Source organism: Lentilactobacillus sp. SPB1-3 (genome assembly GCF_026913205.2).
In the GTDB taxonomy this organism is placed as follows: Bacteria; Bacillota; Bacilli; order Lactobacillales; family Lactobacillaceae; genus Lentilactobacillus; species Lentilactobacillus terminaliae.
Genome location: NZ_CP168151.1, coordinates 795,891 through 822,225, shown reverse-complemented (window position 1 = coordinate 822,225; position 26,335 = coordinate 795,891). Strand labels below are relative to the sequence as shown.

26 protein-coding genes and 1 tRNA gene are annotated in these 26,335 nt (G+C 38.4%); 9 read left to right on the top strand and 18 right to left on the bottom strand.

Translation table 11 applies throughout. From position 1 onward, the window contains the following. Positions 1-5 precede the first annotated feature (5 nt). Positions 6-1,016 (bottom strand): type I glyceraldehyde-3-phosphate dehydrogenase, encoded by a 1,011-nt coding sequence (gene gap / locus O0236_RS04105; RefSeq protein WP_268912847.1) that lies wholly within the window; start codon positions 1,014-1,016, stop codon positions 6-8. A gap of 294 nt (positions 1,017-1,310) precedes the next feature. Between gap and O0236_RS04100 the strand changes: the two genes are divergently transcribed. Then, a tRNA-Arg gene (locus tag O0236_RS04100) sits at positions 1,311-1,382 on the top strand. Between the two features lie 157 nt (positions 1,383-1,539). On the opposite strand, the gene O0236_RS04095 is transcribed toward O0236_RS04100, so the two are convergent. Next, positions 1,540-1,716, bottom strand: coding sequence for a hypothetical protein (locus O0236_RS04095; RefSeq protein ID WP_268912846.1), 177 nt, complete (start codon positions 1,714-1,716; stop codon positions 1,540-1,542). Between the two features lie 408 nt (positions 1,717-2,124). Here O0236_RS04095 and O0236_RS04090 point away from each other — a divergent pair, with 408 nt between their 5' ends. The 7 genes from O0236_RS04090 to O0236_RS04060 all read left to right on the top strand — a co-directional run bounded on the left by O0236_RS04090 (position 2,125) and on the right by O0236_RS04060 (position 8,598). After that, positions 2,125-2,973, top strand: a complete 849-nt coding sequence (locus O0236_RS04090; protein ID WP_268912845.1) for a D-alanyl-D-alanine carboxypeptidase — start codon at positions 2,125-2,127, stop codon at positions 2,971-2,973. Positions 2,974-3,139: 166 nt separating this feature from the next. Continuing rightward, the gene (locus O0236_RS04085; RefSeq protein WP_268912844.1) at positions 3,140-3,847 is read left to right on the top strand and encodes a hypothetical protein; all 708 of its coding nucleotides are present in this window, start codon (positions 3,140-3,142) and stop codon (positions 3,845-3,847) included. Between the two features lie 163 nt (positions 3,848-4,010). Further along, complete coding sequence (locus O0236_RS04080; RefSeq protein WP_268912843.1) at positions 4,011-4,841, top strand: hypothetical protein; 831 nt, start codon at positions 4,011-4,013, stop codon at positions 4,839-4,841. A 38-nt stretch (positions 4,842-4,879) separates the two neighbouring features. Beyond that, positions 4,880-5,653, top strand: coding sequence for a hypothetical protein (locus O0236_RS04075; RefSeq protein ID WP_268912842.1), 774 nt, complete (start codon positions 4,880-4,882; stop codon positions 5,651-5,653). A gap of 192 nt (positions 5,654-5,845) precedes the next feature. Next, on the top strand, positions 5,846-6,700 hold the full coding sequence (locus O0236_RS04070; protein ID WP_268912841.1) for a hypothetical protein: 855 nt from the start codon (positions 5,846-5,848) through the stop codon (positions 6,698-6,700). Between the two features lie 211 nt (positions 6,701-6,911). After that, a complete protein-coding gene (locus tag O0236_RS04065; RefSeq protein ID WP_268912840.1) occupies positions 6,912-8,213 on the top strand; it encodes a DNA polymerase thumb domain-containing protein in 1,302 nt (433 codons plus the stop codon). Then, positions 8,206-8,598, top strand: coding sequence for a hypothetical protein (locus O0236_RS04060; protein WP_268912839.1), 393 nt, complete (start codon positions 8,206-8,208; stop codon positions 8,596-8,598). The genes O0236_RS04065 and O0236_RS04060 overlap by 8 nt, the downstream gene beginning before the upstream one ends. A gap of 36 nt (positions 8,599-8,634) precedes the next feature. Here the strand turns inward: O0236_RS04060 and O0236_RS04055 are convergent, their stop codons facing one another. Next, positions 8,635-9,543, bottom strand: coding sequence for a VOC family protein (locus tag O0236_RS04055; protein WP_268912838.1), 909 nt, complete (start codon positions 9,541-9,543; stop codon positions 8,635-8,637). 206 nt (positions 9,544-9,749) lie between these two features. On the opposite strand from O0236_RS04055, the gene clpP reads away from it, so the two are divergent. Beyond that, on the top strand, positions 9,750-10,343 hold the full coding sequence (clpP, locus tag O0236_RS04050; protein ID WP_125007997.1) for an ATP-dependent Clp endopeptidase proteolytic subunit ClpP: 594 nt from the start codon (positions 9,750-9,752) through the stop codon (positions 10,341-10,343). 77 nt (positions 10,344-10,420) lie between these two features. On the opposite strand, the gene whiA is transcribed toward clpP, so the two are convergent. The 15 genes from whiA to pstB (O0236_RS03975) form a co-directional block, all read right to left on the bottom strand. Then, on the bottom strand, positions 10,421-11,362 hold the full coding sequence (whiA, locus tag O0236_RS04045) for a DNA-binding protein WhiA (protein ID WP_268912837.1): 942 nt from the start codon (positions 11,360-11,362) through the stop codon (positions 10,421-10,423). Positions 11,363-11,380: 18 nt separating this feature from the next. Then, positions 11,381-12,379 (bottom strand): gluconeogenesis factor YvcK family protein, encoded by a 999-nt coding sequence (locus O0236_RS04040; RefSeq protein WP_268912836.1) that lies wholly within the window; start codon positions 12,377-12,379, stop codon positions 11,381-11,383. Next, on the bottom strand, positions 12,379-13,260 hold the full coding sequence (gene rapZ, locus O0236_RS04035) for an RNase adapter RapZ (RefSeq protein WP_268912835.1): 882 nt from the start codon (positions 13,258-13,260) through the stop codon (positions 12,379-12,381). The genes O0236_RS04040 and rapZ overlap by 1 nt, the downstream gene beginning before the upstream one ends. A gap of 134 nt (positions 13,261-13,394) precedes the next feature. Beyond that, on the bottom strand, positions 13,395-16,250 hold the full coding sequence (uvrA, locus tag O0236_RS04030; protein WP_268912834.1) for an excinuclease ABC subunit UvrA: 2,856 nt from the start codon (positions 16,248-16,250) through the stop codon (positions 13,395-13,397). A gap of 13 nt (positions 16,251-16,263) precedes the next feature. Beyond that, positions 16,264-18,267 carry an excinuclease ABC subunit UvrB gene (gene uvrB / locus O0236_RS04025; protein WP_268912833.1) on the bottom strand — a complete coding sequence of 668 codons (2,004 nt, stop codon included), beginning with the start codon at positions 18,265-18,267 and terminating at the stop codon, positions 16,264-16,266. Positions 18,268-18,429: 162 nt separating this feature from the next. Beyond that, positions 18,430-19,374, bottom strand: a complete 945-nt coding sequence (gene trxB / locus O0236_RS04020) for a thioredoxin-disulfide reductase (RefSeq protein WP_268912832.1) — start codon at positions 19,372-19,374, stop codon at positions 18,430-18,432. Positions 19,375-19,448: 74 nt separating this feature from the next. Then, positions 19,449-20,351, bottom strand: a complete 903-nt coding sequence (gene galU / locus O0236_RS04015) for a UTP--glucose-1-phosphate uridylyltransferase GalU (protein WP_268912831.1) — start codon at positions 20,349-20,351, stop codon at positions 19,449-19,451. A gap of 23 nt (positions 20,352-20,374) precedes the next feature. Further along, a complete protein-coding gene (locus O0236_RS04010) occupies positions 20,375-21,391 on the bottom strand; it encodes an NAD(P)H-dependent glycerol-3-phosphate dehydrogenase (protein WP_268912830.1) in 1,017 nt (338 codons plus the stop codon). Next, entirely contained in the window at positions 21,391-22,236 is an 846-nt protein-coding gene (gene lgt / locus O0236_RS04005) for a prolipoprotein diacylglyceryl transferase (protein WP_268912829.1), read from the bottom strand. Before lgt ends, O0236_RS04010 begins: the two co-directional genes overlap by 1 nt. An 11-nt stretch (positions 22,237-22,247) precedes the next feature. Next, positions 22,248-23,282: an HPr(Ser) kinase/phosphatase gene (hprK, locus tag O0236_RS04000; RefSeq protein WP_268912828.1), complete on the bottom strand. Its 1,035-nt coding sequence runs from the start codon at positions 23,280-23,282 to the stop codon at positions 22,248-22,250. 54 nt (positions 23,283-23,336) lie between these two features. Continuing rightward, positions 23,337-23,690, bottom strand: a complete 354-nt coding sequence (locus O0236_RS03995) for a phage holin family protein (RefSeq protein WP_268912827.1) — start codon at positions 23,688-23,690, stop codon at positions 23,337-23,339. Between the two features lie 2 nt (positions 23,691-23,692). Beyond that, positions 23,693-24,007, bottom strand: a complete 315-nt coding sequence (locus O0236_RS03990; RefSeq protein ID WP_268912826.1) for a PspC domain-containing protein — start codon at positions 24,005-24,007, stop codon at positions 23,693-23,695. Positions 24,008-24,088: 81 nt separating this feature from the next. Then, entirely contained in the window at positions 24,089-24,745 is a 657-nt protein-coding gene (gene phoU / locus O0236_RS03985; RefSeq protein WP_268912825.1) for a phosphate signaling complex protein PhoU, read from the bottom strand. A 9-nt stretch (positions 24,746-24,754) separates the two neighbouring features. After that, a complete protein-coding gene (pstB, locus tag O0236_RS03980) occupies positions 24,755-25,513 on the bottom strand; it encodes a phosphate ABC transporter ATP-binding protein PstB (RefSeq protein WP_268912824.1) in 759 nt (252 codons plus the stop codon). Between the two features lie 11 nt (positions 25,514-25,524). Beyond that, positions 25,525-26,334, bottom strand: coding sequence for a phosphate ABC transporter ATP-binding protein PstB (gene pstB / locus O0236_RS03975; protein WP_372791703.1), 810 nt, complete (start codon positions 26,332-26,334; stop codon positions 25,525-25,527). Position 26,335: the final 1 nt, after the last annotated feature.

The following is a 26,335-nucleotide window of genomic DNA, read 5'->3' as shown; positions in this document are numbered from 1 at the left end:
ACTTATTAAAGAGTAGCAAACTTCAATAATGTACGAACCATGTTACAAGTGAAGCCCCATTCGTTATCGTACCAAGCAACAGTCTTAACTAATTGAGCGTCACCGGCAGTAGTAACTTCTGTTTGAGTTGGGTCAAATACTGAACCGTGATCGTCATCGATAATATCTGATGATACGATTTCGTCTTCGTTCCAACCAAATGCAGGGTTATCAACAGTATGCTTCTTGATAGCTTCGTTAACTTCTTCAGCAGTAACCTTTTTGTCAAGGATAGTAGTTAATTCAGTTAATGAACCATCAACAACACCAACACGTTGTGCGTGTCCTTGAAGTTTACCATCAAGTTCTGGGATAACAAGGCCAATAGCCTTAGCAGCACCAGTTGAATGAGGAATAGTGTTAGCACTAGCAGTTCTGTTAACACGCTTCTTCTTTGACTTAGGACCATCAAGGATTTGTTGTGAAGCAGTGAAAGCATGAACAGTAGTCATAGTACCAGCTTGGATACCGAATTCTTGGTTCATGAAGTAAGCCATAGGTGCTAAACAGTTAGTGGTACATGAACCAGCAGAAACGATAACGTCATCTGAGTTCAAGATATCCAAGTTAACACCAGGAACAACAGTCTTGATAGGACCAGCAGGAGCTGAGATCAAGACACGTTTTGCACCAGCATCGATATGTGCTTGTGACTTTTCTTTTGAAGTGTAAAAACCAGTACATTCAAGAACGTAGTCAACACCGTCGTTCTTAACCCATTGTAGGTCAGCAGCGTTTCTTTCAGCGTAAACAGGAATTTCCTTGCCATCAACAACAATACCCTTGTCAGTTGATGAAACTTCGCCGTCAAAACGACCATGAGTTGAGTCATACTTTAATAGGTATGCCAACATATCTGGTGTAGTCAAATCGTTGATAGCAACAACTTCAATTTCATCAGAATGTAATTCGTGGATACGTTTGAATGCCAAACGGCCAATACGGCCAAAACCATTAATACCAATCTTTACAGTCATACTGTATTTTCCTCCTTTAGGAAATCAAGAAAAATTTTAAATATAGTACAATAAATCGTACCACTGTACAAAGTTAATCGTACCACTAAAACAGAACATTGTCAGCACCTGTTTGTGAAAAAAAGTTCAATTAAAAGGCAACCACAATTTATTCCAACCAACAGTATATCAGACGTTGAGTGGAATGCAATGACTTACGAACTTGTAACCGTTTTCACATAAAATTTAATTTTTTCCGGTTTCCCCTTGAGAAATGCTTGATTTTTATGTATATTATTAAGTTGTAGTTGCACTGCGCCTGTAGTGTAATGGATCGCACGTAAGATTCCGGTTCTTGAAATGGGGGTTCGATTCCCTCCAGGCGCATAATAACGATCCAACGACATCCATCAACCGGAAATAAGCGTTCTAATACTATTAAGCATACATATCAGCGGTTCACACTTAACACACGTTAATTCGTGTGTTTTTTTGTTTGCAATGATACATCATGGGTCTCAATGATGATTAGCCTCTTTATATTTTAGTAATAATAGTCATCATCTTCAAATATTACTTTGTAGATAAATTCTTTCAGAGTAACGCCTTCCTTACGTTCTTTGCGAAACTCAACAATACATGAAACGATGAATCCTATCAATGCCATTACCAGTGCATCCAATGCTATTGCCTGCATATTTTGTCTAAATTGTTCTAACATGAAAATCCCTCCAATGTAAGTTATTCAATCAAATCAAATATTAATTCCTGTATGATTTCTTTTGGCGTATAACCTTTTTGATACATAATGCAGAATCCAATAATGAACGCAATGATCACAGACAAAATTGATATGAATAATACTATTAATGATATTTCCAAGAATAAGTCGGCCATGTTCTTTTCTCCCTTGTTTACCTATTTTCTAATTACCGTCAATTAACTGATCAGCAGTAATTTTATGTGTATACTAATTTTATCATAAGAAATAACATACTACCCAGTGATCATTAGCCTTATGTATTATTCTCCCCCACATCATAAAAATTAAGAACGTCTTTCTTTTCGTGAGAATCACTTGTAGAAACAATCATGCCTGTAGATAATAAATCTTTAGGAGGAGATCACAATGAATAAAAAAATCGCAAGTATTTTAGCAACTGGCTTAGCAACTCTAGGACTAGGCATCTTAGTTAACCAAAATACAGCTCACGCTGCCACAACAACCAACAAGTACGCTTGGAGTGTCGGTCAACATGAAGAATACGCCCCTACGTACTATAACAAGTCCAATTCCAACGCATACATCTGGAATACCTCATTCAAAAAAAGAATCCATAATTTGAAAAACTATCCAAACACAACCTGGTATGTAACGAAATCGTTCGTTCACAATAAAAAAGTTTATTATAAATTAAGTAACTTCGGTGGTAAGGTCACGGGTTACACTTGGTCTGGTAATCTGTCGCCTTATGTTTCAAAGAATGTTAACTCATTTTCTTCTGACAGTAGCTACCTTAATTATTTGAATTCGGATAAATCACAAAAGCTTTCTCGAGCATTACTCAAATTATTCCCTAATGCCGATATTAGCTTAGATTTATCAAAAAAAGCAGCAGCTAGTTCTTCCACAAGCCTTTCCTTAAATGGCTATACAAAGACAATCAATTTAAGTATGTTATCTGCAAAGGTTATTGATAACAATCAAATTTCAAACGGAAAACCATTGGCTCACATAGAAACAGTTTTACAGTCCTTAGGTGGCCCAGCATCAAGTGCTGCGTCCAAGGCTAAGAGTGCACAAAACATTTTAAACGCTAACGGATACACATCTGATAAAATTGCCAGCCTAATAAATCAAGGTTATAAATTAGGAATATATATTTCTGATGGCGCTGCCGCTTCTGTTGGGAGCAAAGGCTATCCATCAACAATAAAAAATGCTGATGATCGTTACGTTTTAGTTTTAGCTAAATAATCTTTAAGAAGGGACACTTGCTAGTAAGCGTCCTTTTTATTATGCCCTATTTAATTACTTTAGATTTTAATCAAAACCATAAACATTAAGAACCTTTTTAGTTCATGAGAATCACTTGTAGAAACAATCATGCCAGTAGATAATAAATTTTTAGGAGGAGATCACAATGAATAAAAAAATCGCAAGTATTTTAGCAACTGGCTTATTGGCTACAGGTCTGGGACTTGTTGCTCAACAATCCACCGCACATGCATCTGGTTATGCATGGACTAAAACCAAGAATTACAATAACGTGCCTATGCATGCAAAAAATACAGGCACTGCTTATATGTGGAATTGGAACCACACTAAAAAAATCCACAACTTGAAAAATTACCCCAACACTACTTGGTACTTATCTAAGAGTGTCAAAATGGTTAAGGGCAATAAGTCAGGAATTTATTATCAGATTACTAGTGGTAATGGAAAAATATCAGGGTATGTACATCGTAATTATCTCGTTAAATCCGCTAGCAAAAGTGAATTGCGAAGTTTAATACTTCAAGTTCTGAACACAACTGTACCAGATAACGACCTGCAAAAAGTTGCAGACACCGCAAAGAACCTACACACTAGCGACAGTTACTACTACTTCCAAGATCAATTACCAGAAAAAGAAAAGAAATCATTTGTACTGCTTACAACTAATGATGCTGGAAAATATGATCAAGCACTTAAAAATGGAACGATTAGTATCAAGGAATACGTTAGAAAAAACATTATCTCAGGCTTAGCCTCCAAAGGACTAACGGTTTCTGAAGTTAAAAATTATAGGATAGGTATTGAACCTTCTGATGTCTCAGCATTTATCCTATTATTACCACCCAAGCAATAACGTAACCGCAAAAAAGCACCTGCTAAGTTTTTTTATTACGCCCTATTTCATTGCTTTATCATTTGAGCAAAATCATAAAAGTTAAGAGCCCTTTTAGTTTATGCGATTCCCTTGTAGAAGTAATACTGCCATTAGATAATCGTATACAGGAGATGATTAAATCATGAACAAGAAAATCGCAAGTATTTTAGCAACTGGTTTATTAGCTACTGGTCTGGGGCTTGTAGCACAACAATCTACCGCGCACGCATCTGGTTATGCATGGGCTAAAACTAAGAATTACAACAATGTTCCTATGCATGCCAAAACAACTGGCACTGCTTATATGTGGAATTGGAACCACACCAAAAAGATCCACAACTTGAAAAACTACCCACGTACAACATGGTATCTATCTAAAAGTGTCAAAATGGTTAAGGGTAGAAAAGCTGGTATTTATTATGAAATCACTAGTGGCAATGGTAAGGTTACGGGATTCGTTCACCGCAATTATTTAGTAAAGGGTGCCAATAATAGTAACGCTACAGCTTACAATAGTAATAACCAAAGCAACATATCATCAATACCTGATCTTAACAGTTATAAATCTGATACAGAATATCTTAACTTCATAAATAACGCACCAAAGCAAGATGTTACAAAGCTCATCATACAACAATTTCCTAATGCAAAATTAAGCCTAAATCTATCTAAATATGCACAAGATAATGGCTCATTCTACTGGGATGATGAAGACGTCCCTACAGTTAGTTATGATAAATCACAAATCAATAACACTGTCAGAAAATTGCCACATGTTGAAAGCCTAATTAATAATTTGTATACTAATTCAGTTCCAAGCGCTAATGAACTTGATGCAGCATTGACTGCTGATGGATATCCTAAGAGTAAACGACAAGCTTTTGATGGATATATTGGACTAGTTATTTTAAATAAAATCAGTGGTCGCGAAGATGGTCTTTATAGTGGAAGCTCAATATATGTTATGAATTAACTATCATATATTTAATTTACAATTTTGAGGAGATCACAATGAATACAAAAATCGCAAGTATTTTAGCAACTGGTTTAGCCGCCTTAGGATTAGGTATTTTGGTTAACCAAAATACAGTTCATGCAAGCAATGGTTATAGTGTCGTTAAATCATCATGGCCAGCCGGTTACGGAACTGTATATCACGCAAAAAGCTTCAGTAACAATGCATATGTATGGACTCATTTAAACCACAAAGAAAAAGCTGCTAACTTAAAAAACTACCCTAACAGTAGTTGGGCAAGTCTGGGCACGATCATCTTGAAACACAATGGTAAGAATTCTGTTTACTATGCAATCAGTAATGTTTCACCCGTATCCAAAAAGTCTGTTACAGGTTATGTTTGGAGTGGATATTTAGCTAATGGTTATAACCCTAATTTTTCAAAAGTTAATACTATTGAATTACACAACGCAAGTAATACCGATTACAACAGATTCATTAAACAATCACCATCTCAAGAATTAACACGTCAGGTTCTATCACTTTTCCCAAATAGTAAAGTTGATGTGAAAGCTTCGATATATTCTTTATATCAAGACGATGCAAATAAGCCTTCAGGCAATGTATTAAATTTCAAAGATGTAAATAAGTACCTTAATTCGTTAAATAACAAAACAACATCTCAAAGAGTAAGCGATATTAAATCAATGTTGTTAAAGCACAATGTAGATTTGAATGCTAACTACACTATTGGGATAAGATTAACTAATTTCACATTCAGAAAAAATATTGAAGACCAACAACAAGGATTAGTACTGATAGAAAATTAACAGAGCATTGGAAAAGTCATCTTTAAATTTTGGAGGTATCACCTTCGTAATAGATGGCTTTTTATTATGCCCTATCCAATTGATTTATCTTTTGATTAAAGTAATAAAGGTTAAGAACCCTTTTAGTTTATGCGATTCCATTGTAGAAATAATCCTGCCATTAGATAATTGTATACAGGAGATGATTAAATCATGAACAAGAAAATCGCAAGTGTTTTAGCAACTGGTTTATTAGCTACTGGTCTGGGGCTGGTAGCACAACAATCCACTGCGCATGCATCTGGTTATGCATGGGTTTCAAGTAAAACTTACAGTAACACACCTGCTTATAAGGTAAAAGTTCCAGGAAAATCAGCTTATATGTGGAATTGGAACCACACTAAAAAATTGCACAACTTACGTAACTACCCTCGCACCACTTGGTACGTTCAACGAAGTGTCAAATTACGTCACAACGGCCGTAACTCGATCTACTGGCAAGTACAAAACGCTTCTGGAAGAGTTACTGGTTATGTTTGGCGTCAATATTTTGCTCCGGGTGGTATGAATGGTTCAAACAACCAACAAAATAATAATCAAAACAACAATAATAGTTTTTCTATGAGCGATATCCCTAATTTTGATACTTATAAAAGTGACCAAGATTACCTCAACTTTATAAAATATTCACCTAATCAAAACGATGCTCGCTCAATATTAAAAGAACTTCCAAATGCTAGCCTAAGTCTTAATCTATCAAGATATGCCACAAGCGAAGGAAACTTATCTGATGATGCCGAGGCTTCCTACGGAACTGTTGCAAATAAAATTGTAGATAGAGACAAATTAATAAAAAACGCATATGAATTAAAAAACTTAGAACGTTTATTTTGGAACTCGAATAATGTCTCACAATCAGAAATTAATGAAGCATTGACTAAAGATGGCTTTTCTGCAGATGCTCGTGCAACTTTTCATGGTCAAATAGGTTTAGTAATGCTAGATAATGTGCAGAAGTCTAAAGACGGCTCTGTATACTCCGGCAATTCTATTTATATTTTAAAGTAATTAATTATGTACAAATAAAGACACCTTTAACAGGTGTCTTTTTATTATGCCCTAATTCATCTTTTATAAAATATCTTCTTCCCGCTAACCCTTTTCCACCTTGAGTTTTTGTTTCTAAGTGATCATCATATTAAAATTTCCTCTTGTGCATACAAACATATGTTCGTATAATTAAAATTGAAAATATGAAACACGATTGTGAGATGGTGTTATGTATGATTACAGCAAAGAACCTAGAAAAGTCATTTTTATGATCGATAGCAAGAGTTTCTACGCTAGCTGTGAGTCTGTATCACTTCATATGAATCCGCTTAAATCAATTTTAATTGTGATGTCCCAAGCGGAGAACACCAATGGAGGATTAGTGCTTGCAGCATCCCCCCTGGCCAAGAAACTCTTAGGTGTCCGCAACGTCATGCGCAAACGTGACGTACCTCAAGATCCACGCTTGATTGTGGTTCAACCACGGATGAACTACTATATTCAAGAAAATATTCGCATTAACGACATTTTTAAACAGTACACACCCAAAGAAGATTGGTGTCCCTATTCAATCGATGAATCATTATTGGATATGACCCATTCATGGCATTTATATGGCGAAAGCCCTTATGAAGTGGCACGGAAAATCCAACTTCAAGTTAAGCGAGAAACCGGAATCTATCTAACGGTTGGTATCGGCGATAACCCCTTGCTTGCCAAACTTGCACTAGATCTGGAAGCCAAGAAAAGTCGTTCTTTAATTGGCGAATGGCACTATGAGGATGTACCTGATAAGCTTTGGCCCGTCACGGAGTTATCAGATGTCTGGAGCATTGGTCACGCCACTGCAGACAAACTCAAGCACCTGAACATCCATTCAATGGAGGATTTAGCCCACTATAATCCGTATAAGCTAGCTGACAAGATCGGCAAGGTAGCTGGTGGTGAATTATTCGCTTTGGCTTGGGGCATTGATCGCTCCATCATCAGTCAAAGATATAGTGTCAAAGAAAAATCCTACAGCAATTCTCAAGTGCTTCCCCGTGATTACCAAGTACGCAGTGAAATTGAATTAGTAATCAAGGAACTCGCTGATCAAGTGGCTTCTCGTATCCGCAAGCATCGCAAAAAAGCGCGAGTCGTTTCACTATATGTTGGTTTATCGTACGCTGATCATGACAAAGGTAACCATGGCTTTAGTCGGCAAATGAAGATTGAACCAACTAATAATTCCAAAGAGTTGATTGCCCACATCATGACCATTTTCCGTGAGAATTGGCATGGCGAAGTAGTCAGAAATATTGGTGTTACCTATGGTAATTTGATCGATGATACCTATGATCAACTCAATTTATTTCAAAGTCCCAAAGATATCTTTAAGGCTAGAAAAGTTGATGAAACTATGGATAGTATCCGAAGACAGTTTGGTTTTACAAAGCTCGTTAGACTCTCAAGTCTCCAAAAAGGTGGAACGGCAATCAAGCGTGCTGGCTTAGTTGGTGGTCACAATGGTGGTAATTCCTATGAGTAGCAATTACCCCGACTACGATCCAAATTTGGTATCGGAATTTTTTCGGACGTACCATGATCGTGGCATGATGAAATGGCAAGGATTCTATCTTTCCGACCACACCAAAAAGCTAGAACAAGAACTTCAAGAAGATACTATCAATAACTTACGTAAACGTACCCCTGAGATGACCACGGAAGAAATTGCGGAGAATATTGAAATGGCAATTACCAAGAGTAAGACCATTTCTGTCCAGATAAATGAAACTGACACAGACCGTTCAGTTCCTCCAGAGATCATCGGTAAAATCAACGGTCAACATGAACAAGCAATTATAATTGGTCAATCAACCATTATTCCACTTGAACAGATTCGTAGCTTAGAAATCATTGAAGATAAGTATTAAAAATCCACCTTCAACAGGTGGATTTTATTTTACTATTTAATTTTTATCCGCAAAGTTGACCCCAGTCTTTGCGTAATAGTCCATAATTTCTTGACGATTACCTTCAAATGCAGGTGGTAAGCCTAGAGTGCTTCCCATGGTAAGGATTGGTTCATCTAGACTGAATCCAGGTCCTAATGTGGCCAACTCAATACGATTATCACCAGGGTCTCTGACATAGAGACTCTTGAACCAACCTCGGTCAATATATTCTTCAATATTTAAGTGTTGCTCTTTAGCAATTTGATAATACTTCTCCAACTCATCTGTATCGGCTACTGCCAATGCAAAATGATCGATACTTCCCCGACCAAATCGGGTTCTATCATCACTGTCAGTGGCAAATAAACGAATGCTCTCGTTATCTTCTAGTTGAACCTCATTATCACCAGTAATCACTAATCCCAGCCAATCATGGAAGAATGATGCGGTTTTATCAGGATCAGGAATATGCAACTCAGTACCTAACAGTCTGCTGACTTGGAATTCAGCTGGAATACCATTATCTGGCACTACTTGATAACCAACTAGTTTACGATCAGTCACAACTAATTCGATTTCAATTCCTTCAGGATCATTAAATGCTAATCCGTCTGGTATTTCCTTAACGACCAAGTTTTCAGCACTTAACCGCTTCTGCCAAAATTCGGCACTACCCGTTGGAATTGCTAAGCGGAATCCGTTAAAAAAGTGCTTAGCATCCGTTCTCTGACCTAATAGTGGCAACGCAAAGAACGTAACCACACTACCAGGGGTCCCTAAATAATCACCATAGAACAAGTGTCTGATTTTAATGTTTTCTTGATTGACCGTATTTTTGATCAATCGCAATCCCATTACCCGAGTATAAAAGTCGATATTTTGCTTGGCATCTTTAGTTAATAATGAAATATGATGGCTGTGCATACCCTTACCTCCCACTGCTATTATCTGCCTCGAGTATACCATTATTGAGGTCAAATTTACCTGTTAAAGCCTTCGTACAACAAGGAATTACTTCGTAAATAAAATTTGGAGTTAAAGTATTTGACCTTTTTTGACCAATACAGTAAACTATGTATCGTGAACTTGGTAGAGACCATCTATCACAAAAGAAAAAAGGAGGCATTCTCATGAACTTAGTGCCAACCGTTATTGAACAATCATCAAACGGAGAACGTGCATATGATATTTACTCTCGCCTATTAAAAGATAGAATTATCATGCTATCAGGTGAAATTAACGATGATATGGCTAACGCGATCATTGCGCAACTATTATTCTTAGATGCTCAAGACTCTGAAAAAGATATTTACCTTTACATTAACTCACCAGGTGGTGTTATTACCTCTGGTATGGCTATCTACGATACTATGAACTTCATCAAAGCTGATGTTCAAACAATCGTTATGGGTATGGCTGCATCAATGGCATCCGTATTGGCTTCATCAGGAACTAAGGGCAAGCGTTTCGCATTACCTCATTCTCAAGTTCTTATTCACCAACCATTAGGTGGTGCTCAAGGACAACAGACTGAAATCGAAATTGCTGCACAAGAAATCCTTAAGTCACGTAAGATGCTTAATGAAATCTTGGCAGAAAACTCTGGTCAACCTCTCGAAAAGATCAATCGTGATACTGACCGAGACCATTACTTAACAGCTCAAGAAGCCGTTGATTATGGTTTGCTAGATGGCATTATGTCTTCAACCAGCGAGAGAAAATAATTAAGTTAATTATTTATTTTCCTAAAAAAACAGGTACCGCTTAACCTCATGGGTTATCGCGGTACCCGTTTTTTTGTTTAAACTACTTCTTCATCAGAAACGAATTTTTCAGCAAATTCATTAATTTTTCTTAGGCGGTGATTAACACCTGACTTAGAAATTGGTCCGCCCGGAACCATTTCGCCTAGTTCTTTCAAACTAACTTCTGGATGTTGTAATCTAGTTTGCGCAATTTGCGCTAATTTATCTGGTAACTGATCTAATCCCACCCGCTCATCGATCAACTTAATGTTTTCGATTTGCTTACTAGCAGCACTAGCTACCTTGTTCATATTCGCATTCTCGCAGTTGACCAATCGATTAACTGAGTTCCGCATATCACGGACGATCCGAATATCTTCAAACTTAAGCATGGAATTAGTAGCACCAATCAATTGTAAGAAATCAGCGATTTTTTCAGCTTCCTTGATGTACGTAATATAACCACTCCGACGTTTAGTAGTTCTGGCCGGTAAATTATATTTTTGCATCATTTCGGCGATCATATCATTATGATTCTCATACAATGAATAAATCTCTAAATGATAACGGGAAGTCTCTGGGTTATTAACTGAACCACCAGCTAAGAATGCCCCACGGAGATATGATCTGATTTGCGAATCCTTCGTTAGTAATTCAACGGGAACTCGGTCGACAAGTTGAACACCATCAAAAATTTTTAAGTCATCTAATAATTTAGAAGCTGACTCATTTACCCGCAAGATATACAGGTTATTTTTCTTGAGCTTCATTTGCTTTCGAACACTAAGTTCACCAGTGATCCCATAAAATTGGGTTAACAACTGGTACATTCGTCGAGCAATTGCCGGATTTTCAGATGAGACGTTAAGCACAAAGTGGTGGTTTTTGATTGAAATCGATCCGTTCATTCTGATCAAGGCCATTAACTCAGCCTTAGCGTTATCCCGATGAACAGTTAACGATGTGAGTTCTTTTTTAACCTCACTTGCATATGACATTCCCATTACTCCCTTCAATTAATAGTCGTTTGGCCTACCGATTAAGTTGATTAATTCATCAGCAACTTCTTGACCATTATGGAATGCTCCTCGCTCCTTCAACTCCAAAAAGTCTGCCGAAACTACTCGGCATCCCATATCTCGGAGACCTTGGAAATCATGTTTAACAGGTTGCGAGATTTCATTCCATTTTTGATAATCCATATATTCTTCAGGAACTTTTTTATTGTTGACCAATACCGTGTTGACAAAGTTCCGTCCTAAATGTTCATTGAGGACACGAACATGATCAGCCTCAGTGAAGTTATCTGTTTCACCCTTTTGAGTCATGATATTACAGATATAAACCACGTCAGCACTAGACTCTAAAATAGCCTCACCGACGTTCTTGATCATCAGGTTAGGCAAGATGCTAGTAAACAAACTACCTGGTCCCAAGACGATTTGATCGGCGTTCAAAATTGCATCGACCACTTCTTGGACGGCCTCAGGTTCACCATCGTTATTTCGAGTAGTGACCCACACACGTTTGATTTGCTTATCAGCAGCTGTAATTTCTGATTCTCCACGTAACTGTGAGCCATCAGTGAACTCAGCATGTAACTCCAAAGGTTCATTAGCGGCCGGATAAATATTACCGTTAACCCGCATTGACTGACTCAAATACTGAACCGCATCAAAGATACCGCCTTCCATTTCAGAAAGTGCTGCGATAATCAAGTTACCGATCGCATGGCCCGCAAAGAATGAATCCTTACTATCAAACCGATATTGGAAGAGTTCCAATTCAGTTTCAGGTAACTCAGATAACGCCGCGATTACGTTTCGAATATCTCCAGGTGGCACCACGTTAATATAATCTCTGATGATTCCAGATGAACCACCATCATCGGCCACTGTCACTACGGCAGTGATATCAACATGCTTATCCTTTAGATTTTTCAAAATAACTGGTAAGCCAGTTCCTCCACCGATCACGACGACCTTAGGGCGATGACTAACTAATGCATTGTACATCACTCAGCCCCCTTTTTGATCCGTTCGATATCACGGTGAGTAATGTTGACCGTATATTTCTCGCGGAGATCCTTAGCTAACCTTTCTGCAATAGCTACTGAACGGTGTTGACCACCAGTACAGCCGATTGCAATCGTTAGATTGGCCTTACCTTCTTTTTCATAGCCTGGTAAGGTGAAGGCTATTAAATCATGCAATTTAGTGTAGAATTCCTCTGCACCAGCAGATTTCATCACAAAGTCGCTAACTTCCTGGTCCAATCCGGTCTTATAGCGCATCTTAGGATCATAGTAAGGATTAGGCAAGAATCGAACATCCATAACGATATCTGCGTCCAATGGCACACCATACTTAAAGCCAAATGACATTACTTCAATATGGAATGGCACGTTACCATCATCAATTGAATAACTATGGAAGATTTCTTCTCGTAATTTTCTTGGGGATAAATTAGTGGTGTCGACAACTAAGTCGGCCGCTTCGCGAACACTACTTAATAAAGTTCGCTCTTCTTTAATACCGTCGATTGTCCGCCCATTTCGTGCAAGGGGATGTGAACGACGGGTTTCTTTATATCTTGAAACTAACTTGGTATCTGATGCGTCTAGGAATACTAGATCAACATCATTGTTTTTATCATCCTTTAAGGATTGATTCATTGCTAAGATTTCGTCATAAAAAACTTGTGATCGTAAATCGACGACTAATGCAATCCGATCGATATCACGTTCACTACGAATGATATTCATAAATTTAGGTAACAGAGTTGGTGGCATGTTATCAACAACGAAGTAACCCAAGTCTTCAAAACTTTGGGCAACAACGGTCTTACCGGCACCACTCATCCCAGTAATGATTACAAATCGATTTCTGACTGCCATAATTATTTCCTTCCGTGTAAAAACTTACTTGAGTATAACATACCGGGCGTTTCATTTTAAACTAATTCATCATTATTTACATAAAACCAAAAAAATAAGTTAATGACTCTCTACAAAAGCCATTAACTTATTTTTTATTTAGTCTGTTCTTCTAATTGTTTGTCCCGCTCTAAAACTGGTTTTAGATACTGACCAGTATAGCTCTTCTTTGCTTCAGCAACTTGTTCTGGAGTACCAGTCGCAATGACCTGTCCTCCACCGTCGCCACCTTCAGGACCAAGGTCGATCAATTGATCAGCACTCTTAATCACATCCAAATTATGTTCGATGATCAAAACAGTGTTACCTTGATCAACTAGTTGTTGTAAAACACCCAATAACTTACGAATATCCTCGGTATGCAAACCAGTGGTTGGTTCATCAAGAATATAGAAGTTCTTGCCTGAAGACTTCTTGTGCAACTCAGAAGCTAACTTCATTCGTTGAGCTTCCCCACCTGAAAGTGTGGTTGCGGATTGTCCCAGTGGCACATATCCTAAGCCAACATCTTTAATAGTTTGGAGCTTTCTTTGAATCTTAGGAATGGCACTGAAGAAATCAAGCGCTTCTTCAACTGTCATGTCTAAGACGTCGGCGATACTCTTGCCCTTATATTCAACTTCAAGAGTTTCAGCATTGTATCGCTTACCATGACAAACTTCACATGGAACGTACACGTCAGGTAAAAAGTTCATTTCAATCTTAATGATACCATCGCCTCGACAAGTCTCACAACGACCACCCTTAACGTTGAAGCTAAAGCGCCCTTTTTTGAAACCTCTTAGCTTAGCATCATTGGTGCTAGCAAATAAATCACGAATATCATCAAAGACACCAGTATAAGTGGCAGGATTACTTCTAGGAGTTCTACCGATTGGGGTTTGATCTATATTAACGATTTTTTCGATATTTTCATAACCCTTAATTTCTTCATACGAACCGGGCTTTTCAGAATTACGATTGATCTTTTGAGCCAATGCCTTCTTCAAAATATCATTAACTAATGTTGATTTACCAGAACCTGACACACCAGTCACAACGACTAATTCTCCCAGTGGAAAATCAACCGTGATGTCCTTCAAGTTATTCTCACTGGCACCGACAACGGTAATTGATTGGCCATTACCACTCCGACGTTCGGTTGGTACGGGAATAAATCGTTTGCCGGCCAAGTATTGACCAGTGATTGATTTCTTAGAACGTTCAACTTGCTTAGGTGTTCCGGCGGCCATTACTTCACCACCGGCGGCTCCAGCGCCTGGTCCGATATCAACGATATAATCAGCTGACCGCATAGTGTCCTCATCATGTTCAACCACGACAAGCGTATTGCCAAGGTCACGCATGTTCTTTAATGATTGGATCAATCGATCATTATCGCGTTGATGTAAACCAATTGAAGGTTCATCCAAGATATACAAGACACCAGACAAATTAGAACCAATCTGAGTTGCTAATCTAATTCGTTGAGCTTCCCCACCAGAAAGAGTTCTGGCGGATCTAGACAATGTTAAATAATCCAAACCAACGTTTTGCAAGAAGGTCAGTCGGTCACCAATTTCTTTTATGATTGGTTTAGCAATCATCGTGCTTTGTTCGCCAAATTTAACTTCGTTGAAGAATGTTAATTCTCTACCGACGTTTAATTCAGAAATTTCAGCGATGTTGCGACCATCAACTTTAACGGCCAAGGCCTTACGGTTTAATCGCATACCGTGACAAGTAGCACAAGTTAATTCGGTCATGTATGAACCTAATTGGCCACGAACAAAGTCACTTGAAGTACTGTTGTAACGACGTTCGACGTTATTAACGACACCTTCAAAAGGACCGTCAACGTCTCTGATACCACCGAAGTCACTGCTCAAGTGGAAATGATAGATCTTCGATTTTTTAGAACCGAATAATAATAAATCGCGTTCTTTTTTAGATAACTTATTGAATGGAGTGTCCATGTCGATTTTTTCAGCGGAACAAACTTGTTCCAACATGTTGGGATAGTACTTAGAGTTAGATGAACTCCAAGGAACAAGTGCTCCTTCGTTCAATGTCTTAGTCTGATCTGGGACGATCAAGTCAGGATCTACTTCCAACTTCATCCCTAAACCATCACAATCAGGACAAGCGCCCAATGGTGAGTTAAAAGAAAATAATCTAGGTTCCAACTCGCCCACAGTGAATCCACAGACTGGACAAGCATAGTGTTCAGAAAACATTAGTGGATCTCGTTCGCCTAAGAAGTCAGCAACCGCGTAACCACCAGATAATCTAAGTGCAGCTTCTAGTGAATCAGACAACCGATTATTGATACCATCTTTAACCACGATTCGGTCAATAATGATGTTGATATCGTGTTGCTTGTTCTTATCTAGCTCAATATCGTCGTCGATATCATAATTTTCGCCGTCGACTTGGACCCGAACGAATCCTTCACGTTTGATTTTTTCAAAGACCTTTTTATGTTCACCTTTTTTGCCCCGGACAACTGGTGAAAAAATCTGTAGTCTAGTCCGTTCAGGTAATTGCATAATTTGTTGAATCATCTGATCAACAGATTGACTAGAAATCACAGTACCATCATTTGGACAAATAGGTGTCCCGACTCTAGCCCAGAGCAATCTAAGGTAATCATTGATTTCAGTAACCGTTCCAACTGTTGAACGTGGATTCTTAGAGGTGGTTTTTTGGTCAATAGAGATGGCTGGACTGAGCCCATCAATTGAGTCCACATCTGGTTTATCCATTTGGCCTAAGAACTGACGAGCGTACGAGGAGAGACTCTCAACATAACGCCGTTGTCCTTCAGCATATAATGTGTCGAACGCCAGAGAACTTTTACCAGAACCTGACAAACCAGTCATAACGACTAATTTATTCTTAGGGATGGACACATCAATATTTTTTAAATTATGGGCCCTAGCCCCACGTATAACTATCTTGTCATTTGCCAATTTATATCCCTCTTTAATCCATTTCGCCTTTTAATTCAATCACGGTATCTCTTAGAGTGGCGGCTTGTTCGAAGTCTAATGACTTAGCGGCATTACGCATTTCGTCCTCAAGTCGAGCAATCATTGCTTTTTGATCCTTAGGCGACATTTGTTGGAAATCACTTTCAACAAAGTCATCTTTTTCACCGCTATCATCTGTCTTAACAGTTGATGTGATCAGACCACGAATTTCTTTCTTGATTGTGTGTGGTGTAATGCCGTGTTCTTCATTGTACTTAATCTGAATATCTCGACGTCGTTGCGTCTCATCAATGGCAGCTTTCATTGAATCAGTGATCCTATCAGCATACATAACCACGGCTCCGTGTTCGTTACGAGATGCCCGACCAATGGTCTGAATCAATGAACGTTCATTACGAAGGAACCCTTCCTTATCAGCATCCAAGATTGCAACCAATGAAACTTCTGGAACATCAATTCCTTCACGCAACAAATTGATACCAACTAGAACGTCAAACTTACCAAGTCGTAAGTCACGAATAATTTGAGTTCGTTCAAGCGTCTTGATATCAGAATGCAGATATTTAACCTTAATTCCTAAATCTTTAAGATAATCAGTTAAATCTTCGGCCATCTTTTTAGTCAAAGTAGTGACAAAGACTCGTTCCTTGCGCTCAATACGTTTATTGATCTCACCCACTAAGTCATCCATCTGACCCATAATTGGCCGAACGTCAATTGTTGGATCCAATAAGCCAGTTGGTCGAATAATTTGTTGAACGACTTTGTCAGTCTGTTCCATCTCATAAGGACCAGGAGTAGCTGACATGTAAACAACTTGGTTAACGTGTTTTTCAAACTCATCAAGTTGTAATGGTCGGTTATCTAGTGCAGATGGCAATCTGAATCCATAATCGATCAATTGTTGCTTTCTAGCACGGTCACCGTTATACATCCCGCGAACTTGTGGCATAGTTTGGTGAGACTCATCAACTACTAACAAGAAATCTTTAGGGAAGAAATCTAATAATGTAAATGGTGGTTGACCGGGTTTACGTCTATCCATGAATCGTGAATAGTTTTCGATTCCGCTCGTATAACCCATTTCTTTCATCATTTCAATATCATAAGTTGTTCGTTGCTTTAATCTTTGGGCTTCCAATAACTTACCCTCAGCTTCAAACTCCTTAACTCGTGCATCAAGCTCTTCTTTGATCTCTGGTAAAGCTTGGTTCATGATGTCATCGTTCGTCAAGAAGTGGGTCGCTGGGAAGATTGCGACATGTTCTCGATCACCGATTACTTCACCAGTTAATGTATCGACCTCACGAATTCGATCGATTTCATCACCGAAGAATTCAATTCTTAATGCATGATCATCCCGTGACGCAGGGAATACTTCAACAACGTCCCCGTGAACCCTAAACCGACCACGTTGAAAATCAATGTCGTTGCGATCAAATTGAATCGACACTAACTGTCGTAACAGTGCGTCTCGTTCCAAAGTTTGCCCCACTCGGAGTGAAACCACTTGATTACTATATTCTGTTGGACTTCCTAAACCAAAAATAGAAGATACTGATGCCACGACGATGACATCATTTCGTTCAAGAAGCGAACTGGTTGCTGAATGTCGAAGCTTATCAATTTCATCATTGATGGCAGAATCTTTTTCAATATAAGTGTCACTAGATGGCACATATGCTTCAGGTTGGTAATAATCATAATAACTAACAAAATATTCTACCGCATTATTAGGGAAGAATTCTTTGAACTCACTATATAATTGACCAGCTAAAGTCTTGTTATGAGATAGCACTAGGGTTGGCTTGTTGACCTGAGAAATTACGTTTGAAATCGTAAAAGTTTTTCCAGTCCCAGTGGCCCCCATTAGTATCTGTGCTTTTTCACCACTTTCGATGCCATTAACTAATTCTTTAATTGCACCTGGCTGATCACCAGTTGGTTTGTATTGAGAAACCAAATCAAATTTGTTGTCTTCTTTTCTTTCGATCAAACTTCATTCCTCCAATCAGCTAACCCCAGTTGATTTATTAATAATATACCAATCGCAAATAAAAAGGCTGCAGCAAAACTATGTTTTGTGTCAGCCTTACTAACAAAAGTATTTTACCATACGAACATACTTTCGCCAATTTATTCGGTTATATTTTTTTTCTTAGTCAGTTACTGGAGTTTTAGAGTTTAATGCTTCAACATACTTGAAAGCTTGTTGACCAGCAATTCCACCTTCACCAACAGCAGTAGTGATCTGACGAAGATCCTTTTGACGAACATCACCAATTGCGTAAATTCCTGGAACCGAAGTCTCCATCTTATCATTAGTAATGATCCAACCGGATACATCAGTAATGTTTAGACTCTTGAATGGTTCAGTCATTGGTAGCAAACCAACATAAATGAAAACACCTGAAGTTTCCACTACAGACTCTTCGTTAGTTTGGTTATTTCTAACCTTAACACCAGTAACCTTGCTGCCATCACCAAGAACTTCAACAACGTTGGTATTCCAAACAAAATCCATCTTTTCGTTTTTGAATGCACGATCTTGAATAATCTTTTGAGCACGCAATGTGTCACGACGATGAATAACCTTAACGTTATTTACGATTCCTGAAAGGTATGAACCTTCTTCAATTGCAGAATCTCCACCACCAACAACGACAACATCCTTGTTCTTAAAGAACGCTCCATCACAGACAGCACAGTATGATACACCCTTGCCACCGTATTCTTTTTCACCAGGAACGCCTAATTTTTTATATTCAGAACCAGTACCGATAATGACTACTTTAGCTTCGATTTCTTCACTATCAGTCTTGATTGTCTTGGTATCACCATTATCGACAATCTCTTCAACGGCTCCATAAACGTATTCTGCTCCAAAGTTAATTGAACCATCATACATTTGTTGAGCCAAATCAGGACCCATAATTGATTTAAAACCAGGGTAGTTCTCAATCTCGGCGGTATTATTCATCTGGCCACCATAAATACCTCTGTCGATCATTGCCACAGACAAGTTCGCTCTAGAAGCATATAGTGCAGCTGTCATTCCACCAGGTCCGGCACCAATCACTACAACATCATAACTTTTGGTCATAACGGATCCTCCTTAAAAGTCTCTGCCATACAATTTACTATCAAAAGGTAAGTATGTAAAGCAAATTGTTTTAATTATTTTTTATCAGCATCTTTTTCTGCACTTAATTGTTTACCTAAGTCAATTAAATAACTACGAAGCCCAGTTGAGATTTCGGGATGGCGTAAACCAAAAGTGATATTAGTCTTTAACCAACTTAATTTGTTACCAGTATCGAATCTTTCACCCTTAAATTCATGAGCAAAAACTCTTTGAGTTTGGTTTAACTCATCAATTGCTGAGGTTAATTGTACTTCACCAGAAGCATCGGCCTTGGTATGTTCAAGAATGCCAAAAATTTCTGGGGTAAACAAGTAACGACCAATAATTGCTAAGTCTGATGGTGCTTCTTCTGGCTTAGGCTTTTCAACGAATTTTTTAACGTTATATAATCCATCAGTGATTTCTTCAGAAGGATCAATTACCCCATACTTAGAAATATCTTTATGAGCAACTCGCTTAACGGCCAATGTTGAAGCTCCAGTATCTTTGTAACTGTCCATTAATTGCTTAGTTAAAGGCTCTTTGTCTTGCATAACGTCATCACCAAGCATAACTACAAATGGTTCGTTACCAATAAAGCTTCTTGCGGTATAAACAGCGTCACCCAATCCACGAGGATGTGATTGGCGAATAAAGTAAATGTTCATATCGTTAGTTTTACGAATTGTTTCCAAAATTTCGTCTTTATGTTTTTGTTCCAAATTTTGTTCCAATTCAGGATTAGAATCAAAGTGATCTTCAATTGAACGTTTACCCTTACCGATAACGATCACGATATCTTTGATACCTGACTGTTTAGCTTCCTCAACGATAAATTGAATAGTTGGGGTATCTACAATAGGTAGCATTTCCTTTGGTAAGGCCTTAGTTTCTGGTAAAAATCTGGTTCCTAATCCTGCGGCAGGAATTACGGCTTTAGTAACTTTTTTTGGCATTATTTCTTCGTCTCCAAATTCTCCTATGAAAGCTCTGGACGGCCTTCACGAGTCATTAATTGATTGATTGTTGTTTTAATATCTGCGTTGTCATATAAAACGTGATAAATAGCACTGGTGATTGGCATATCAACACCACGCTTCTTAGATAATTCGTATGCAGCTTTGGTAGTGGAAATACCCTCAATCACCATTCCCATGTTCTTGATAACTTCATCAAGTGACTTACCTTGGCCTAACTCATTACCTGCTCGCCAGTTTCGTGAATTAGTACTGGTACCAGTAACGATGATGTCACCCACTCCTGATAATCCAATAAAGGTTAATGGATTAGCACCAAATGATGTTCCCAAGCGAGAAATCTCAGCTAAGCCACGGGTCATCAAAGCTGCTTTAGCATTATCTTTGTAACCTAAGCCGTTCAATGCTCCGGCTCCCAAAGCGATAATGTTCTTTAATGCAGCACCAATTTCAACACCGATCACGTCATCACTGGTATAAACACGGAAGTAACTGTTCATAAACAAGTTTTGTACTCGTTCAGCATCTCCTAAGTTACGGCTTGCAACTGTAACTAAAGTGATGTCCTTTTGAATAGCATCTTCTGCATGACTAGGACCAGAAATTACGGAAATTGATTTACGATTTTCTGGTTTGATTTCTTGCGCCAAAACTTCGGATAAGCGCATGTATGTGCCTTCCTCAATTCCTTTGGAAGCATGAATCAAACCAACTTTTTGATTATTACGAGCTAAAATTTCTGAAACTTGTTTAGCTACTGATCTGGTGACTTGAGTTGGAACTACGAACAAGATGTATTCCACCCCGTCAATTGCTTCAGCCAAATCATTATATGCAACTAATGACTCTGAGAAAGTGTGGTTCTTAATATAGTTGGGATTAGTATGAGTGGAGTTAAATAGATCAACTTGTTCCTTATTATATGACCACAATTTAACGTCATTGCCATTTTCATCCAATACACTGGCCAATACACTGCCCCATGAACCTGCACCTAAAACTGCAATTTTGCTTGTCATTAAACTTCTCCTTTAATCTTCTGCTTTGAATTGTCATCAACATACCAAACATCGTTGTTTCGATGGCGACGTACAATAAAAATAATTAATGAGCCAACAAACAAACAGATTGAGAGAATTTGCGAAACCCTTAATGGTCCCCAATACAAGCTATCCGTTCTCATTCCCTCAACGAAAAACCTACCGAATGAATACCACATGACGTATGTGAGGAAAACCTCCCCTCGTTTAAATAACTGTGGATTATGTCGCAGTGAGATCAGCAATAGGAATCCTAAGAAGCTCCAAACTGATTCATACAAGAATGTGGGTTGACGATAGGCTCCAGAAATATACATCTGGTTAATAATAAAATTTGGTAAATGTAATCCTTGTAAAAAGTGTAACGACGTAACTTTACCGAACGCTTCTTGGTTCATAAAGTTACCCCATCTACCAATGGCCTGCGCCATGATAACTGTTGGAGCGGCCACGTCGAGCATCTTCCAGACTGGGATATGTCTGTTACGACAGAATAGGATGACGACGATCATCGCCCCGATCAAAGAACCATAAATGGCGATTCCACCATCCCAAATTTTAATGATCTCACCTGGATTGGCACTGTAATAACTCCACTGGAAAATAACATAGTAAGCTCGAGCACAAATCAAGGCTGCTGGTAACGCCCACAAGATCATGTCATAAATGTCATCATCTTTAATGCCTTGACGATTACCCTCAGCAACGGCTAAGGCCACCGCTAAAATCACTCCAGTGGCAATAATAATTCCATACCAATGAACCTGAATCGGTCCTAAATTAAAGGCAATTGGATTTAAAGCCAGTAACACTGAATTTGTCAAAATCAAAACTCCTAATCTTTGCTATCCGCTTTATCTTCCGGTTTGTCAGAATCAGATAAGGCTTCCTGGTTTTCTTTCTTAGTTTCATCCGCTTGCTTTTTTTCAAGCTCATCTTTTTTACTATTCACTTTAATTAGATTGTTTAAGTTACGGTCGAATGTCTCCGTTGCATCATAACCCATGCTTTGAGCACGGAAGTTCATGGCAGCAGCTTCAATAATGATAGCTAAATTTCGACCGGTTTTAACTGGAATGGTCATCTTAGGCACAGTCACATCAAAGAATTTAACATCTTCAGTTCCATTTCCCAGACGATCATATTTAGCATCTTTGGAGAAGTTGGCTAAGTGAATGATCAGTGCGACTTTGGTTCGGCTTCTAACGGCACCAGTTCCAAACAAAGTCATTACATCAATGATACCGATTCCCCGAATCTCCAACAAATGCTTCAAAATGGCAGGAGCTTCTCCCATTAAGGTTTGTTCATCCTGTTGATAAACTTCAACTCGGTCATCAGCAATTAGTCGATGGCCCCGTTTAACTAACTCAAGAGCCGTTTCACTTTTACCAACTCCACTATCACCAGTGATCAAGATTCCCAAACCATACACATCCACTAAAACACCATGGATAGATTGGCGTTCTGCTAGCTTTTCTTCAAGGTAGTTCGTCATGTTACTTAATACCCGTGAAGTGGTTAGCTTAGAACCTAAAATGGGAATGCGCTTCTCTTCAGCAGCTTCGATCAACTCTTCAGGTGGATCTAGTTGAGTAGAAATCACAAATGCAGGTGTTTCAGGCTGACACATCTGCCTCATAACCTTCAACAGTTCTTCGTGAGATAGCCCCTTTGAGTATGAAATTTCGGTAATTCCTAACAGTTGGATTCGTTTCGATGGGTAATAATTAAAAAAGCCAGTTAATTCCAAACCAGGCCGCGAAATGTCACTAGTAGAGACACTGCGTTCCTCAAGATAGTCTTCACCAGAGTAAACATCCAATCTTGCCATCTTAACTAAATCAGCAATCGTCACACTGTCTGCCAAATTAACCCCTCCTCAATGCATTATATTAGTTTAATTTTACCACTTTGTTAGCGCTTAATGGACTTCTCGTGAAAAGAATCCAGTAATGATGCTGTTCAAGATCGACATCAAAATTGCCACAATTATTGCGATCCAAAATGATGAGAATTCAAAACCAGAACCAACGATTCTGGATGTTAATTCCAAAATAAATCCATTGATAACTAAACTAAATAATCCAAAGGTCAATACTGTAATTGGTAATGACAAGAGCTTTAAAATTGGTTTGATCAAGAAATTCAAGAATGCTAAAACAAAGGCTGCTAAGAATGCAATTCCGAAGCTAGCTACATAAAAATAATTTGGTAAGAAACCACTAATTGCCATGAATAAAACTGTGTTAATCAATAAACTCCATAAAAAGCGCATAATTATTCTCCTTTATTATCGTCGACATCGTGTTCTTCAACACTATGGATAACTTTTCGTGAATTATCCGGCTGCTTTTGATTGAATCCCTTGAACAAATCAAAGAAAGAACCAGTTGATCCATCCGTTGGCATAATGATCACAGCAGCGATATAACCGACTATTATTATGATATTAATAATTGGAACAAATAGTAACACCAAGAATAATACTCTAACTAACGTTGAATTCCAGTTAAGCGACTGAGAAATTCCGCCTAAAACACCGGCAACCCAGCGATCAGTCGTAGATCGTTTAATAGTGTTTAACCATTTCATTATAAATCCTCCTCTATAATATCTTAAGGTTATTAAAAAAAAGCGTTACATTCAAGTATGCAACGCTAAAAACACAAAATCTTAACCTAGTTCGATAATTTTTCCAGTGGCTAGATAAACTGTCCACTCACAAATGTTAGTACTGTAATCAGAAATTCGACTAAGATCCTTGGCAACATTTAAATAAATGATTGCTGAGTTCAAGATATCTGGTTTCTCAGTCATTGTGCGATAACTTGGTGATGCTACACCGTTATACAGGCCATTAATTTCTTCATTGAAAATGCTAGCCGTTTCTTTGGCACGACTATCATCAACTGCTACGTAAGCATCAATTGACTGTGAATATTCTTTAACAACTTCGTTGACCATCGTTGCGATCACTTTTTCGACCTCAGGGATTCGGTCCTGACCTTTGATCTTGACGGTTGACCTGGCAATATTGCGGGCGTGATCTCCAGCCCGTTCTAAATCCGTCACGCTTTTAAGCACGCCAACTACCTCTCGTAAGTCAGTGGTGACTGGCTGATACAACGCAATCAGTTCAAACGACCGTTTTTCCAGATAAGTTTGTAACTCATTGATTTCATGATCGTGATCAATTACCGCATTTGCTGCATCGACATCATGATCGATAAATGCTTGGCCACTGTTAGCAACTGCATCCCTAACTAGCGCTGCCATCTTCATGAAGTCAGCCTTAAGGGCTGTCAACTCTTCGTCAAATATTTTTCCCATAATTTTCTCCTATCCGAATCTACCTGATACGTAGTCTTCAGTTTTTTGATTTTCTGGATTAACAAAAATTTTACTGGTCTTGTCGTACTCAATCACGGTACCATCCATGAAAAATGCCGTTTTATCTGAAATTCGAGAGGCCTGTTGCAAGTTATGCGTCACGATTACAATCGTGTACTGTTCCTTTAAATCCAGTAAAGTATTTTCAATCTTGGCACTAGAAATGGGATCTAAGGCTGATGTTGGCTCATCCATCAAGATGATGTCTGGTGACACTGCTAACACCCGAGCGATACAAATTCGTTGTTGTTGACCACCTGAGAATGATAGAGCGTTGTCGTACAGATGATCCTTAACTTCATCCCAAACCGCTGCTTGTCGTAAGCTGCGTTCCACAATTTCATCTAACTTGGCTTTGTCTTTGATCCCAGCAATTTTAAGACCGTAAGTGACGTTGTCATAAACTGAAAACGGAAACGGATTAGGTTGTTGAAAGACCATCCCAATTTCTTTTCTTAATTCAACCAAGTTGGTTTGTGGAGCATAAATATTTTTACCTCTAAACTGAACTGAGCCAGTAATCGTCACATTGTCGATCATGTCATTCATTCTGTTTAAAGATCGTAAAAACGTGGATTTTCCACATCCCGATGACCCAATTAAGGCAGATATCTCATGATCTTCAAAATCCAAATTAATATCTCTTAGAGCCTGAAAATCACCGTAAAATAAATCTAAATGTTTTGATGAAATAATTGGTTCACTCATCGTTGTCCCTCCTACCCAAAGTTTCCGGATACATAATCTTCAGTTAGTTTAATTTTTGGTCGGGTAAAGATTTTTCTAGTTTTATTGTACTCAATTGCTTCACCTAGATTAAAGAATACCGTGTAATCACTTAGTCGAGCAGCTTGTTGCATGTTATGAGTGACAATAATAATCGTGTAATCTTTCTTTAATTCTTGCAGAGTTTGTTCTAGTTGCACTGTCGATACAGGATCCAAAGCTGACGCAGGTTCATCTAGTAACAAAACATCTGGTCTGACCGCTAAGGCTCGAGCGATACAAACTCGCTGCGCCTGCCCACCGGATAATGCCAGGGCACTCTTGTTCAAAGAATCTTTGACTTGATCCCAGACTGCAGCTTCTTTTAACGTGGTTTCAACGATTTCATCCAACTGATGCTTATCGTGAATCCCGCGACGTTTAAGTGCGAAGGTAATGTTGTCATAAATTGACTTAGCAAATGGATTAGGTCGTTGAAAAACCATCCCGATTCGTCGGCGAACTTCGTAAACATCAATACCAGGCTGATTAATATCAACACCCTGATACAAGATTTGGCCTTTAACAGTCGCAACATCATCATTCATTCGGTTGAGACTTCTTAGATAAGTTGACTTACCAGAACCGGAAGGACCAATCAAAGCCGTGATGGTATTCTTTTTAAATGTTAGGTCGGCATTACTCATCGCTAATGAATCACCATAAAACACTTGCAGATCTTTTGTTGCCATAGCAATTTCATCATTTTCATCAAATTGATAAATAAAGCGCTCTTGAGTTTGATTACTTAACATGTCTTCCATA

Excerpts from the sequence above, each read along its gene's own strand:
- O0236_RS04095 (WP_268912846.1), bottom strand. The coding sequence starts at position 1,716 with ATGTTAGAACAATTTAGACAAAATATGCAGGCAATAGCATTGGATGCA.
- O0236_RS04090 (WP_268912845.1), top strand. The coding sequence starts at position 2,125 with ATGAATAAAAAAATCGCAAGTATTTTAGCAACTGGCTTAGCAACTCTA.
- gap (WP_268912847.1), bottom strand. The coding sequence starts at position 1,016 with ATGACTGTAAAGATTGGTATTAATGGTTTTGGCCGTATTGGCCGTTTG.
- O0236_RS04085 (WP_268912844.1), top strand. The coding sequence starts at position 3,140 with ATGAATAAAAAAATCGCAAGTATTTTAGCAACTGGCTTATTGGCTACA.
- phoU (WP_268912825.1), bottom strand. The coding sequence starts at position 24,745 with ATGGGAAAAATATTTGACGAAGAGTTGACAGCCCTTAAGGCTGACTTC.
- O0236_RS04075 (WP_268912842.1), top strand. The coding sequence starts at position 4,880 with ATGAATACAAAAATCGCAAGTATTTTAGCAACTGGTTTAGCCGCCTTA.
- clpP (WP_125007997.1), top strand. The coding sequence starts at position 9,750 with ATGAACTTAGTGCCAACCGTTATTGAACAATCATCAAACGGAGAACGT.
- O0236_RS04060 (WP_268912839.1), top strand. The coding sequence starts at position 8,206 with ATGAGTAGCAATTACCCCGACTACGATCCAAATTTGGTATCGGAATTT.
- whiA (WP_268912837.1), bottom strand. The coding sequence starts at position 11,362 with ATGTCATATGCAAGTGAGGTTAAAAAAGAACTCACATCGTTAACTGTT.
- pstB (WP_372791703.1), bottom strand. The coding sequence starts at position 26,334 with ATGGAAGACATGTTAAGTAATCAAACTCAAGAGCGCTTTATTTATCAA.
- O0236_RS04065 (WP_268912840.1), top strand. The coding sequence starts at position 6,912 with ATGTATGATTACAGCAAAGAACCTAGAAAAGTCATTTTTATGATCGAT.
- O0236_RS04055 (WP_268912838.1), bottom strand. The coding sequence starts at position 9,543 with ATGCACAGCCATCATATTTCATTATTAACTAAAGATGCCAAGCAAAAT.
- trxB (WP_268912832.1), bottom strand. The coding sequence starts at position 19,374 with ATGACCAAAAGTTATGATGTTGTAGTGATTGGTGCCGGACCTGGTGGA.
- galU (WP_268912831.1), bottom strand. The coding sequence starts at position 20,351 with ATGCCAAAAAAAGTTACTAAAGCCGTAATTCCTGCCGCAGGATTAGGA.
- pstB (WP_268912824.1), bottom strand. The coding sequence starts at position 25,513 with ATGAGTGAACCAATTATTTCATCAAAACATTTAGATTTATTTTACGGT.
- O0236_RS04010 (WP_268912830.1), bottom strand. The coding sequence starts at position 21,391 with ATGACAAGCAAAATTGCAGTTTTAGGTGCAGGTTCATGGGGCAGTGTA.
- O0236_RS03995 (WP_268912827.1), bottom strand. The coding sequence starts at position 23,690 with ATGCGCTTTTTATGGAGTTTATTGATTAACACAGTTTTATTCATGGCA.
- O0236_RS04040 (WP_268912836.1), bottom strand. The coding sequence starts at position 12,379 with ATGTACAATGCATTAGTTAGTCATCGCCCTAAGGTCGTCGTGATCGGT.
- rapZ (WP_268912835.1), bottom strand. The coding sequence starts at position 13,260 with ATGGCAGTCAGAAATCGATTTGTAATCATTACTGGGATGAGTGGTGCC.
- O0236_RS04070 (WP_268912841.1), top strand. The coding sequence starts at position 5,846 with ATGAACAAGAAAATCGCAAGTGTTTTAGCAACTGGTTTATTAGCTACT.
- O0236_RS03990 (WP_268912826.1), bottom strand. The coding sequence starts at position 24,007 with ATGAAATGGTTAAACACTATTAAACGATCTACGACTGATCGCTGGGTT.
- O0236_RS04080 (WP_268912843.1), top strand. The coding sequence starts at position 4,011 with ATGAACAAGAAAATCGCAAGTATTTTAGCAACTGGTTTATTAGCTACT.